Consider the following 12,758-nt stretch of genomic DNA (forward strand, 5'->3'; position numbering starts at 1 on the left):
GCATTGATACACGATATGCATATCAAAGACACTGCCTTAGGCGCTTTGGCTGAACTTGGCTATCCGCAGCAAAAAATCAAAACAGCACAGGCTCGGCAACTTTCTGCAACGCTTTACCGACAATTAGCAGATCACCAGATTAAATCTGTACTGCACCTGTGCGAGCAATTGCTTGAGGAGCGTGATTGGATGCTCAGTTTAATCGCCTATGACTGGGCGTTTCGAGTCAAAAAACAATATACACTAAGTACCTTTGATATTTTCGAACGTTGGTTACTGCACTACGTCACCGACTGGTACGACTGCGACGATTTTTGTACCCATGCCTTTGGCGAGCTAATTGTGCAATACCCCCAACTCATTGATAAAACCCACCATTGGGCCACGCACAGCAACTTCGCTGTTCGAAGAGCCGTTGCAGTCATTTTGATTTACCCATTAAATAAAGGTAAATCCCCCCTAAATGCCCCTTTAAACGCGGCGAACTATCAACATGATTTGGTGCAAAAAGGCTATGGCTGGCTACTAAAAGTGCTTTCAAAGTCATCGCCAGACGTCGTTATTAATTATCTCAAAACTCACCACAAACACATGCCTCGGGTGGCATTCCGATATGCGCTAGAAAAACTCGACAAACAAACCAAAGCGCAGCTCATGTCGCTGTAAATAGAACTTCGTCCCGAATATGGTAATTTTGGAAAATATCAATTATTATTTTGTTACTTTATAACACTTAAGAGCACATCATGATAACGATAACAAAGCTCTCTGAAAAACATCTAGAACAGGTAAAAGCCATTCAAATTGAAGATAGTCAGGTTGAATTTGCAGGCATTGCTTCCGAGTTTTTAAATGATATATGCGACACCACCCATTTGCATGTGATTGAATATCAAGGCAACGTCATTGGTTACTTTAAGCTTGACCTCGCTTATGCTCAGAAATATGACTTTTGCCCAAAAGATGCTGTTGGGATCCGCGCATTTGTGATTGATAAACGCCAACAAGGCAACGGCTATGGCAAACAAGCAGTGCATGCCCTTTTCCCTTACGTGCGCGAGTTTTATCCCGAGTACAGTCAAATTTATTTAACCGTCAACTGCCGTAACAACCCCGCATACCAATGCTATAAAAAAGCAGGCTTTGAAGACACAAATGAAAAGTATTTGGGCAGTCCAGCGGGAGCAAATTACATTATGAAGGGCATGTGTTAAACACCGCAAAAAGTGATGTTTGAATTCACGGGTTAAACCTTTTAAAAAAGTAGTTTTAGGTTAATTAATAAGTACGTTTACTCAGCGCAAACGTACTTGGTCCACTCAGTGTTTAGAGGTAATCGACCTCAGCGTAACCACCATCCGCGATACAACGCCTTACATCTTCTCTGTACTGGGCGTGGAAAATAGACTTTGAGGTCCATAAGATGTTGTAGTTATTTTTGTCTATGCAAGTTACCAAAATCGTCATATATGCATGAGCTGTTGATTGCACACCAAGTAATAGAGCAATGGCAGCTATGCCGCCAAATAGCATTGATTTAAGTTTCATTATTATATACTCCCTTGTTTTATACCTTTTATATAAATATAAAAATTAAAATCAGCAATACAGAGCTGTTAAATAGAGCAATAAAAATCGGAGTTTATTTTAAACACCTGAATTTTAAAAACGCACGAACTATTTACATATAACTATTCATGCCAAAATACACTATTTTACCTTACATTGCTGAGAAAGACTAAATGGAGAACCCCTATCGCCATACATCACATCTGATGTATTTAATACGTAATAAAACGAACCTCAGGGAAACCGCCTTCATATAAGCACCTCGTCAACAAAGCGTTTTGCACTCTAGGATTAGAGGCGCGATCCGACCACAGCACTTTGGATTCACTTTGATCTACACACGTAATAAGCATGGTATTACTGCCAATAGAGGCCATTGCATGACTACTTAAAGATAAAGTAGCCGCTGTAGCAAAGCCCAAAAAAATTGATTTTAATTTCATTTTTATAAACTCCCTTGTTTAAATTAAACAGATTAAAATCAAGTCGAATATATAATAGACAAAAAAGACTGTAAACAACCATGAAACGTAAAACCCACCGTTATTTAAATTCTATAAAATCATTAATTTATCATGAAAAAATTAATCAAAATCTACCAAATACTAGAGCTATGTGAATACGAGTGCACAAAAGAGCGCTTCTACTTTCATCAAGTTCGATAAACTAGCTGCAACGAGAGAAGTAAGACTCAATCAGGTATTTATCAATTAAACAGAATTAGAGCGTGTTGAGGTAACCACATTCAGACAATAAAAAGAGGTCGTTAGTCGGCTAACTATTTTAGCACGGTTAGCCAACTTGCTTTCAGACATTGAATGGTTTGCTTTTATAGACCTTTTCTTCCCAATGACTTCATCGTTCCCTCCCACTTTTGCTTATCGTCAGGTGTTGCTAAGACCAAAGAACCAAATAAGTTTATTTGTGCTTTTTGAATACCACAAAACTGTAATGTATATGTATCAAGTTGAGTAATCACTGGCGCGGCTTGCTCTTCCATATACTGTGCAGGCATATCCATTGTTAGAATAAGGCGGGACGTTTTACCCGTTAAGAGCTGTACAGGTACAGGGTTATCTTTTTCGTACTTAAAAGAGAAATCTGGTAAAAACGCTCTATCAAATAAGCCCTTAAGTTTAGCCGGGAGCCCACCCCACCAAATCGGCGAAATAATTACAATATGCTCAGCCCACAAAACTGCCTTCTGAAACTCGACTAAAATAGGCTCTAAAATTTGTGGTGTATTGTAGCCATACTGCAAACTTGCATTAAATGGCATTTCAGATAAATTAAAACGTCTTACCTCAAAGTACTCTCTTGCTTCACAACTGTAGATATCTGCCAAGTGTTGACCAAAACTGTTTGATTTTGGATTACCATTTAAAACTAGTATTTTTTTCGTCATTTTACTCATTTCCTGTTTTTGAGTTTAATGACGAGTCTAATCTCTTCCCCTAGGGGCAGAGTCAAGCATAGAAGGACAAGATTTTATCGTAGACAGACAATTTTCAATCCGAGAGATCCTGCTATTCAACGAATCTACCTGACGTGACAACTGACACTTAAGCTCAACCAGAAACTGCTCCACTCGCAGCCAATCTACTTCCCCATTTTGATAGACAATCACCTCGTTAAGTTGAGCTAAAGTAGAGCCCAACGACTTGGCTTCTTTGATTAGGTTCAGCACCTCTATATGCGAATCTTCGTATACGCGGTAACTTCCCTTTCTAATAGGCGTTTTAATCAAACCTCGCGCTTCATACAATCGAATCGCTTTTATTGATAACCCAGTTTTATTTGCAACCTCTCCGATATACATAGGTTTCCTTTAATTAGTGAGATAAATGGATTTAGCCTTTATAATTTACGATATATTTATTTTATCCACATCACTCAAAAGCGACTAAATGTATGGCTAACAGGGATAATCGCTATCTAACAAGGTTATCGTGGTTATTCAAAGGCGGCTATGGGATAAGACATCGAGGTTCTAGCTTGGGCTATGCGTATATATCGTTAGCAAAGTGCGCAAGCGCAGCTAGGGGTAGAAGAAAAAGCCAACTAAATACCAAACTGCCGATTAAGTTATCACGCAGCTTTTGCAGCCAGGTGCGATTATCTTCCTGCTGTGTCGTATAGCATTGTTGGTTTTCTTGCATTTGGACCAATATATTGTCAGGGAGTGAGCTCTGACACCGACAAATTGATAAACCACCCAATACTTGCTCAATGGCAGTTTTTAGCTGCTCTAAGCCTTCTTAGTTTCCAATCTGAGGCTCTCTTAACACCGTTCATTTTTTCGGTATTTATAACATAAAATATAAGTCACAGTATCAACAGAAAACTGAGCGGCTCAACACAATATTATTAAAATAGCATGGTGTGTAATAAACGCCCCGGAATACTTGCAGCAACAACAGCGGAGATCACCGTACCAATATATGCACCGCACATACAATCAATATGAACCCTTCGATTACCTTTATAAATGGCATGCGTTCCGGCGACAACCGATACGATAATTAAAATAGCAAACAAGTGCAGCCAAGTTAGGCTTCCTGTTGGTTGAATAAAAAAAGAGCTAAAAGCGGTAATTAACATAAGCACAGCCCACAACCTACCTATGAGCTTATGTATACGAGTGCCTTTTTTCATTGCCAAATTTAGAAGGCCTAAAAATATGGCTGGAATAACCACGAATAAATGTATGAGTGTTGGGAGTGCAATATCCATATGCAACCTTTAATTAAGAAGTGAATTATCCAATTAAACTTATGCCAGCTTCTATATTCAAGTTCAAATAAACAGCAGTTGAATAGTTACCTTAAAACACTTTATCTGGTTTATCAAAGCACTTTTGCCATTGAGCCACAATACGCTCCCTAGCTTTTCGGCTACCCCTTAAAATACGGGATATTAGTATAAATACTTAAATAGGCGGGTCACGTACTACCTGTGTACACTTACTTCAAAATTGATTACGACCTTTACAAAAAAGGCCAACTATCTAGCTGACCTTTTTTCATGCGATATGCGAGCTCACTATTTAGACATGCTCGAATTTAGTAGCTAATTGGCTCGCCGCCTATTCTTCTGCAAATTTTCTCAGCAGTACGAGATTCATTATATGATTCAAAAACATCGCTCCATAATAGGCGACCATTTTTATAACACTCTACCAAAATTTCTTCGTATGCATTTGCATTAGTCGGGATGGATGTAGCAACAATCAGTGCCGTTGCGGCTAAGATACTTTTTATCATTTTTCTTTCCTTAATTAAATGTGAAACCCAAAATGTGCTTACTTTTAGTACAGCCACTTAATGTTATACATTGAGAACAAAATGTAAACAATAGATTATTTAAAATTTAATGGAAGAAGAAATAGTAAATCGAGTTAAGTTTAAAAACTGCAAGCTCATACAACTTAAGCTTTAGGGATTCTTTCATCCACTTAGCTTAAATCATATTTAAAGGAAGTTAATGTCATTGATAAACGGTGCTTAATTGAAACAATAATCGGCGTCAGTTTGATTGAAATAGCCAAGCTATCGCCTGTTAACTCTGTTTTGAGTGTCGTCATCAAGCACCTACTTAGCACTTAATCAAAACTCAAAGTTCACCTGCACCGGATAATGATCTGATAGCTCATTATAATAGCCATTGTGATAATGGCGGCCGTTACTGAGGTTCCAGTTGCCTTTTATATAGCTCCAATACCAGTTTTTGTCAGCTTTTGGATAACGCACAGTCATACTCGGATTGTTTTTAGGTTGTTTGTGATCAGCATGCCAAAATACATAATCCAAGGTATCATTGTACTCTAGGCTGTAATCAAAATAGTATGCGTTGGCCTTTGTAAACCAGTTGTGTTTTGCTGAGAATGAACCTATCACTGGCGTTTCGAAATTCAGCTTCGCACGTGCTGTAGTGAGCATATCAGTTACTTCTTGCTGCTTGCTCCATTCCACGTTCATATCACCACCAATGATCAACGGCTCGCTGCTAGGAATGTTTTGTGCCTTGATAAAAGTTTGAATTTCACGCAACTGGCCCATGCGAACACGGTGTTCTTCCTCTGTATTGCCATCATGAGTTGCTTGCAAGTGAGTACCGATCAAGTGATAGCGTAGACCTCCTTTTTCTATTTCAACATAAGCAAAGCCTTTATTTGCTAAATAGTCCCAACTACCGCTCAAACTCTGAGTAAATACATGTGCTTTTTGCGAAATAATTGGATATTTGGAGATAATCACCACTCCCCCACGGATGACAAATGGGCTATTAGAACAGTTACCTGTCAAACCGTCCCAGCCGCTACCACTGCAATCCTGTCCAACGTTGGGGGTTTGATAAGGATATATAGAAGATAACGCAGCGAGAGCTTGCTCAGCATCACTATTAAAGACTTCGTTGACAATAATGACATCAGGCCTGTCATCAAGCGAAGTAAGCGCCATGGGTAAACGTTGGGCTCTATTACTTTGATCCCAATCTTGCACATTTAGCTGCATGATATTGTAAGCCATCACTTTGAGAGAATCGGCCACACTTGGCATACTCATAAGCATTGTTGCACACAGCAGGACATGTTTGATTTTCATTTTTTCTCCAATACATCACTATTCTTTTGGTTTTTATTGAGATAATCACTTACTACTGCATACTCAAGACGCAGAGGACTGGTGAAAATTTCGCAGCAATGAAAATAATCATTTTTAATGTCGGTTTGATTGCGCTAAGTTGCTTTTTTTATGACACTTTTCTGGAATTTTTATTGCTATTGAAAGCCGTATTTTCAACGCTTAAGAGGGATCGCTGGCTGCCGTCTAATCCCATTATTTTCCAAAGGCCAGAAAATAATTGGGCCAATTCAAAAGGCATATGATTAAAAAAAGGTTAGCTATTACAGCTAACCTTTGGATTGACTAAAACAATCAAGTTTTACAAAGGGAAAAAATATACAAAATGCTCAGCATGAATTTAAAGTTTTATTCGCTGCTGTAATTTGACGGGTTCACCATCAACTTCCAATGTCGCTGTCACTTCTAAAATACCACCTTTTAGATTAGGCAACACTTGTATAGCTGGCTGCCACACTTTTTGCTCATAGGGCGATATTTCTACACTTTCCTGCCACATGTTAGTGCTTTTTATTGGCTGTTCAAATGGTAAAAACTGTACCGCTAACTCGCCAGAGGTAGCGCCTGAATAAGGCCCGGTTAGCGCTATTTTTAACTGTTTTTGTCGGAGTAAAGCATTCAAGTACACACCGTCAAAGCGCTGACTTTCGACATCTAACAACCCAGACTGATGTATATCTTGCCAGTTCAGTTTATAACTATAAGTGGCGGTATTATCGGTCAAATCAAAGCGACTCTTTCCCGGTAAGAGCGAGTACACTATGTCTTTACCTCCACCAGTAAGTATTAACTCAGCAACACTATCACTTGGATTCATGGCTTTAATAAAAGGCTGGTCGTTGTCAAACCTCACTTGAAGCTCAATACCGCTAAGGGTTTGTGCCGTAGGTTGGTTAATTTGACTACGCCAAAGCGTCAAGTATTGTCGTAATTGTGTAGACAACTCATCATGTTTGGTTTGGTCAGTGAGCTTATCAAAAGCGCTTTTCAACTGCGCTCGGCACTGTGGTATATCGTGAGTGAACTCCTCGCAGGTGTTGAATGCGCGCATTGCCAGTTGAGCATCACGATATAACCAAGGATTAGCAATAGACTCATTCAATGTTGCTACAGAGGTTGTATGACCAAAAACATACGGTGTAAGCGTGTGATTCATCGCTTTACCAAGTATCGCTATTTGCTGCAAATTAACCATATCTTGCGTATTTTTAGGCAAATTAAAAGTCACTTTTTGGCTTTGAGACTTAGTATTGAGCGTCACAACAAGCTGATCATCTAGCTTGGTCAAATTAAGTGCAAGTTGCTGATACTTATGAATATCTTCAATAGCCTCAGGAGTAAGAGAGATATGTTGGCTTGGTTCATCATACCCGACTCCATCAAGCACAAGCTTGTTGCCATTTTTTATTAATAAAGCCAGCATTCTATCTTGGCTAAAATCAGCTTCTTTGAGCAGTCCCAAACGCTTTTGTTTGCTGTCTTTACTGAGCTCAGTTAACAGGCCAATACCAATTTCGCCGCGCCCTACTTGCTCGGGCTCGAAATGTATTAAAGCTGCCAAGCTATTTTTACTCACTGGCATGATCAATGGATGAGGTGATGGTGCAGGAAAGTCTAAAGTCGTTTGCAAGCTGTCATTGTCAGCAATGATATCAAGACGGTGCAGAGTTTCACTTTTATCACTTCTTAGGAAATAACCTGGGCCGCTTTGCTCCCATGGCCCTTGAACAATATAAAAGCTAGATTGTGCTGTTTTAACAAACTGAGTAAACTCATTTTCAAGGGCCGACCAATCCGGAAAAGTGGCTTTTAACAGCTTATTGGCTGTCGGTAATGTCTCCTGAGAGTCCGGGTTTGCACGCATCAACTCTTTCAAATAGCGTTTAAAGTAATGGTAACGTGTCGGATCGCTGAGCAAAAAGTGTACGATGAAAAAGTTCAAGCCGCGTTTAAGACTCGGGTTGTCATTAATTTGTTCAAAACTTGGTTGTCCCCCCTGATGATACTGGGCAAGTCCTGACGTTAAATAATTCATCGGCGCTCGGTCAAAAACCATTACATTGAGCTGTTTTTTCTGTGGATCAAAAGTGTGACTGGCTATTGCATCAGCCATTCCTTCGGTGATCCAATTAGGCGCCCATGTTGAGTGGCCATTGAGTGCCATATGAAACGCATGCATAGTTTCATGGATAACGATGTACCGCTGGTGATGCTGCCGGTGGCTTGGGAAGCTATAGCCAGCGCGATTGTAAAACATGGTTTCGCCACCAGCATGTGTATGAACACCACGTAAAAAGCCGTCATCTAGCATCGCTTCTCGCACTCTGGCTCTGGAGCTACCATAAACAACCGCGATCCGTTGGTTTTCTATGTTACTGGGTTCCATACCAAATAACTCAACGTAATGCGGGTATGACATCTCTAGTAACTCTAAATACAGGCGAACTTTTTCTTCTGGAAGATCACTCTTTAGAGCAAAATGCTTGCTTACCCACCAGTCATATCCGCGACTATTGGTAATTTTACCGTCACTGTATGTCCGCGGTATGTTTTTCCCAACATATTGAATATCAATATGCTTTAAGGTGCTGACGCGACCAGAAACATCTAAGTCCACCTGCATTTTTGATGGCGGTAATATATTGGACGATGTCTTGATCGATGTTGTCGCTGCGCATCCACTTAGCAAGGTGGCTAGACAGATACTTAGGCAAGTTTTACGCATAGGAGCTTCTCATTATCTATTTATGTATATTGTATACAATAATTTTAAGGGAGAACCAAGTAAATTCGCTTAACGCCGATAAATTAGGTAACTGAAACGCCAAAAAATTGCGTTTCGGAATAGCTTTTAAACCTTTTTCTACACGACTGCGTCACAGTTAAAAATGCGTATCTAAGGACATTAAGATGAAAACTTACTTTTTGACAGCTATGGCTTTGTTTTGCACTCAGGTATCTGCACTACAGTTCTTTTCAAATGAGTTTGATTTTGTGGAAAGTCGCACTTTATCATTGCCCGTAGCTGGTTTAGATAGATTAAAAATTGACGCAGGCTCTGGAAAGCTAACGGTTATTGGTGAAGAGACCGATAAGATAAGTGTTAAAGCTGATATTTATCAATCTCAGGCGAATACAGACTACTGCTTTGAACTCATTAATCAGAAAAACACCGCATTACTGACAGCCAATACCTGCCACCGACAGTACAACCACACTTTGATCCATTTAACCATCACCGTACCTAGCGAACTACTAACCGATATCAAGGACCGATCGGGCGCGATCATAATCGAAAGCGCCAGTATTGGCCGAATTGAAGATGGATCAGGGTCAATCAGGATCAGCAATAACCTATCGTCGTTAGAGATTGAAGACGGCTCTGGAAACATTAACATCCATAGTGTGCATGGTGCACTTGCCATTGATGATGGCTCAGGTAAGGTTGTTGTTGAGCAAGTTGACGGTGATGTATCTATTGAAGATGGCTCAGGGAAAATAGTCGTTAAGAATGTATCTGGCAAAGTTGTTATAGATGATGGCAGTGGGAGTGTTTTGGTGCGAAATGCTCACTCATTTGAGCTGATAGACAATGGCTCTGGTAAAATTCAACTCTTTGATATAAAAGCACAACGATAAAAAAGTTTAAGTTTGTAAAGCGTTGGAGCTAAGTATTTTTTGATGGCTGCAGGTACATTAATTCACGCTAGCAGCCACTTCTGAAACTTTTAATTCGTACACATTCGATACCGTCAAACTCCATTGCCCTCTTCTACCCCCTAAATGCTCCTAGCCTATATAGCTAGAATTCAAGTTCTAACTTAAAATCACTGTCACCTAATTGAGAATTTGTCCTTTGTAACACTCTATCACTAAATATTTAAAGCTTGCTTATCACAATTGTATACAATATATTTCGAGGCGAATACATTGAATTTGGGTAACAGAGTGAAGTACATCACTCAATTTCTAATAGGTGGCGTAGTTGAAAGCGAACCATAACTCTCGAAGACAACAACTGATCGCAAAGTTGTCACAGCATGAAATAGATATGATGGTGGTTTCAGGCCATGAGAATATTCAATATCTCTCTGGTTTTAGTGGTAATGCTGCCACATTGCTAATATCCAAGCGCAATACTTACTTAATTACAGATTATAGATATTACGAGCGGGCATGCTTGGAAACAGAAAATATACACGTGATAAGACGTGACCGAGATGCAGAACGTCTTGGCCAGTGTATTTTAACGCTATTTCCAGAGCTCAATAAAATCGCCTATGAGTCAGAGCATGTCAGTGTAGCTCAGTGGGCAGCCATTGCCGCTGACTTGACCTACCCGCATGTGCAGGGTGCAATTGGTTGGGTGGAAGCGCTACGTGAAGTAAAAGATAATGTAGAGATAGCATATCTTCAACAGGCTGCCAATATTGCTGATGCAGCGCTTTGTGAGACTTTAACACTCGTCCGAGAGGGAGTAAAAGAGCGAGATCTGGCGTTAGAACTAGAATACAAAATGCGTCAAAAGGGCTCCCAAGGGGTTTCCTTTGATACAATTTTGCTTTTTGGCGAAAGAAGCGCTCTACCCCATGGGGATCCTAGTGAACGTGCATTACGCCATGGAGACCTGATCTTAATCGATTTTGGTGCTGTTGTTGGTGGTTACCGCTCAGATATGACACGGACCTATGTTTACGGCACACCCAGTGCTCAACAACAAGCCATGTTTAACACCGTTCAACGTGCCCAGCATGCAGCATTAGAAAAAGTACAGCAAGGCGTGTCTTGCGATGCCTTGAATCAGGTTGCGCATCAAGTATTGAATAATAGCGAATTCGCGCAATTTGCAGGTGAAGGACTGGGTCACGGCTTGGGCCTTGCTTTACATGAACATCCTTTTATCAAGCCCAATAATCCCTATGTGTTGAGCGCTGGCAATGTGATCACCATAGAACCTGGGATTTATATTCCTCACGTCGGGGGAGTACGACTGGAAGAAGATATCGTGGTCACTAAAAACGGCTATCAAAAGCTAACTCACTCTGCGCAAAATTTTGAATTATAAGGAAGCCAAGTTATGCAATTAATTAATCGCGCACAAGTCAAACAAGCGCTCAATTTTAAAGTCTTAATTGATACCATTGCTGAAGGCTTTTCGGGTGACGCCAATATGCCGATGCGCCAAGTGTTCGAGCTAGATAACTCAGCAGATAATCACGATGCGTTTGCCGTGCTGCCAGCTTGGAACAACGACGTCATTGGTGTAAAAGCCTTTACATACTTTCCGGAAAACTTTAAACAAGACAAAGCCAGCCTCTATTCAAAGATAATGCTCTTTTCACGTCAAACTGGGGAGCCACTTGCGCTTATTGATGGTACCGAAGTGACACTTTGGCGCACGGCTGCCGTATCTGCGCTCGCCGCCTCCTATTTAGCGAAGAAGGATGCTAAACACATAGTGTTCTTTGGCTCAGGTAATCTCGCGCCATTTATGATCAACGCACACCTGAATGTACGTGACTACGAAAAAGTCACTGTTGTTGCCAGAAACCCTGATAAAGCAAAAACCTTATTGTCAGTGTTGTCTGCACAGCACGGGAAAATACAATTTGAATTTGGTACAGCATGCCAAAGTTTGATTGCATCTGCCGACGTTATCAGTTGTGCTACAGGGAGCCACACCCCACTTTTTGATGGTAACTGGGTCTCCCCTGGCACTCACATTGATTTGATCGGAAATCATCATAAACAGTATAGAGAGTGCGACACTCGCACTGTTACTCGCAGCTCAGTATATGTAGACAGCAGAATAAATGTGTTAAATGAAGCGGGTGAGTTACTACTCCCAATTTCCGAGGGCGTATTTAGTGAATCACAGGTTAAGGCAGAATTAACTGAGCTGGCTAAAAGTCATACCTATCGACGGGCGAGTCAAAGTGAAATCACGCTTTTTAAGTCTGTGGGCACCGCTTTGAGTGATTTGGTTACGGCGAAACTTGTTTATGACTTGGTTCAAGAGTAAGGCTAAGTGCAAGGCGTGTCAGGTTATCTCAGTTAACATCGTTCATGACAAACGTCTGTGTAATACTTTGATTTGCCATCAAGATCATCTGCTGATCTGCTACAGGTATGAAGATGTGATCTGTAGCAGTAAAGTGCTTTACGACGACGCTTTTTACCTGCGTTACAAATCAGGTGAAGCATGCCAGGTGTTAGCCGATGACAAAAATATCTGGCATTTATAATGCCCGGTAGCAAATACCAATCAACACCCCTTGATTGGTATTTGCTCCTAGCTTTTAAAGCAAGGTTACTTCTTCCCGGTGTGGCGCAAATCAAACTCAGTCCACATGACGCCTCAATGCCATGTACCTTAAAGTGGCTAGCGGCTTCTTCAAGTCAATCATCCACTAAAAATTAAACGTCATTATAATTGCTCCAACCACTTATATACGGTAAGGCTGAAAAGTTGCCACTGTCAAAATATGGCTTTTTAGCAAAAACCGCGGACACATTCGCTATTATTCGATAGCCGATTATAATTAG

Annotated in this window: 16 protein-coding genes; 6 read left to right on the forward strand and 10 right to left on the reverse strand. The window is 40.5% G+C overall.

What is annotated here, in order from left to right; all coding sequences use genetic code 11:
* Window positions 1-15 precede the first annotated feature (15 nt).
* Window positions 16-666 (forward strand): DNA alkylation repair protein, encoded by a 651-nt coding sequence (locus QNM18_RS03145; protein ID WP_284136309.1) that lies wholly within the window; start codon window positions 16-18, stop codon window positions 664-666.
* A gap of 80 nt (window positions 667-746) precedes the next feature.
* Window positions 747-1,214, forward strand: a complete 468-nt coding sequence (locus QNM18_RS03150) for a GNAT family N-acetyltransferase (RefSeq protein ID WP_211009224.1) — start codon at window positions 747-749, stop codon at window positions 1,212-1,214.
* Between the two features lie 112 nt (window positions 1,215-1,326).
* Here the strand turns inward: QNM18_RS03150 and QNM18_RS03155 are convergent, their stop codons facing one another.
* The 10 genes from QNM18_RS03155 to QNM18_RS03200 all read right to left on the reverse strand — a co-directional run bounded on the left by QNM18_RS03155 (window position 1,327) and on the right by QNM18_RS03200 (window position 8,937).
* The gene (locus QNM18_RS03155; protein ID WP_211009223.1) at window positions 1,327-1,548 is read right to left on the reverse strand and encodes a hypothetical protein; all 222 of its coding nucleotides are present in this window, start codon (window positions 1,546-1,548) and stop codon (window positions 1,327-1,329) included.
* A gap of 233 nt (window positions 1,549-1,781) precedes the next feature.
* Window positions 1,782-2,012 carry a hypothetical protein gene (locus QNM18_RS03160; RefSeq protein ID WP_284136310.1) on the reverse strand — a complete coding sequence of 77 codons (231 nt, stop codon included), beginning with the start codon at window positions 2,010-2,012 and terminating at the stop codon, window positions 1,782-1,784.
* Between the two features lie 386 nt (window positions 2,013-2,398).
* Window positions 2,399-2,974 (reverse strand): NAD(P)H-dependent oxidoreductase, encoded by a 576-nt coding sequence (locus QNM18_RS03165; protein ID WP_284136311.1) that lies wholly within the window; start codon window positions 2,972-2,974, stop codon window positions 2,399-2,401.
* A 36-nt stretch (window positions 2,975-3,010) separates the two neighbouring features.
* Window positions 3,011-3,388 carry a MerR family transcriptional regulator gene (locus QNM18_RS03170; protein ID WP_284136312.1) on the reverse strand — a complete coding sequence of 126 codons (378 nt, stop codon included), beginning with the start codon at window positions 3,386-3,388 and terminating at the stop codon, window positions 3,011-3,013.
* Window positions 3,389-3,569: 181 nt separating this feature from the next.
* Complete coding sequence (locus tag QNM18_RS03175; protein ID WP_284136313.1) at window positions 3,570-3,728, reverse strand: hypothetical protein; 159 nt, start codon at window positions 3,726-3,728, stop codon at window positions 3,570-3,572.
* A 208-nt stretch (window positions 3,729-3,936) separates the two neighbouring features.
* Window positions 3,937-4,302: a DUF2306 domain-containing protein gene (locus QNM18_RS03180; RefSeq protein WP_211009219.1), complete on the reverse strand. Its 366-nt coding sequence runs from the start codon at window positions 4,300-4,302 to the stop codon at window positions 3,937-3,939.
* 329 nt (window positions 4,303-4,631) lie between these two features.
* Window positions 4,632-4,832, reverse strand: a complete 201-nt coding sequence (locus tag QNM18_RS03185; protein ID WP_023401155.1) for a hypothetical protein — start codon at window positions 4,830-4,832, stop codon at window positions 4,632-4,634.
* 191 nt (window positions 4,833-5,023) lie between these two features.
* Window positions 5,024-5,152 (reverse strand): hypothetical protein, encoded by a 129-nt coding sequence (locus tag QNM18_RS03190; RefSeq protein WP_282099755.1) that lies wholly within the window; start codon window positions 5,150-5,152, stop codon window positions 5,024-5,026.
* A 22-nt stretch (window positions 5,153-5,174) separates the two neighbouring features.
* The gene (locus tag QNM18_RS03195) at window positions 5,175-6,173 is read right to left on the reverse strand and encodes a sphingomyelin phosphodiesterase (RefSeq protein ID WP_284136314.1); all 999 of its coding nucleotides are present in this window, start codon (window positions 6,171-6,173) and stop codon (window positions 5,175-5,177) included.
* Window positions 6,174-6,552: 379 nt separating this feature from the next.
* Window positions 6,553-8,937, reverse strand: coding sequence for a hypothetical protein (locus tag QNM18_RS03200; protein WP_284136315.1), 2,385 nt, complete (start codon window positions 8,935-8,937; stop codon window positions 6,553-6,555).
* A gap of 185 nt (window positions 8,938-9,122) precedes the next feature.
* Between QNM18_RS03200 and QNM18_RS03205 the strand changes: the two genes are divergently transcribed.
* The 4 genes from QNM18_RS03205 (at window position 9,123) to QNM18_RS03220 (ending at window position 12,457) form a co-directional block, all read left to right on the forward strand.
* The gene (locus QNM18_RS03205) at window positions 9,123-9,851 is read left to right on the forward strand and encodes a DUF4097 family beta strand repeat-containing protein (protein ID WP_284136316.1); all 729 of its coding nucleotides are present in this window, start codon (window positions 9,123-9,125) and stop codon (window positions 9,849-9,851) included.
* A 346-nt stretch (window positions 9,852-10,197) separates the two neighbouring features.
* A complete protein-coding gene (locus tag QNM18_RS03210; RefSeq protein WP_284136317.1) occupies window positions 10,198-11,277 on the forward strand; it encodes a M24 family metallopeptidase in 1,080 nt (359 codons plus the stop codon).
* A 12-nt stretch (window positions 11,278-11,289) separates the two neighbouring features.
* Entirely contained in the window at window positions 11,290-12,234 is a 945-nt protein-coding gene (lhpI, locus tag QNM18_RS03215) for a bifunctional Delta(1)-pyrroline-2-carboxylate/Delta(1)-piperideine-2-carboxylate reductase (protein WP_284136318.1), read from the forward strand.
* Window positions 12,215-12,457: a hypothetical protein gene (locus QNM18_RS03220; protein WP_155250802.1), complete on the forward strand. Its 243-nt coding sequence runs from the start codon at window positions 12,215-12,217 to the stop codon at window positions 12,455-12,457. The genes lhpI and QNM18_RS03220 overlap by 20 nt, the downstream gene beginning before the upstream one ends.
* Window positions 12,458-12,758 lie beyond the last annotated feature (301 nt).

Source organism: Pseudoalteromonas obscura (assembly GCF_030135505.1).
GTDB classification, from domain to species: domain Bacteria; phylum Pseudomonadota; class Gammaproteobacteria; order Enterobacterales; family Alteromonadaceae; genus Pseudoalteromonas; species Pseudoalteromonas obscura.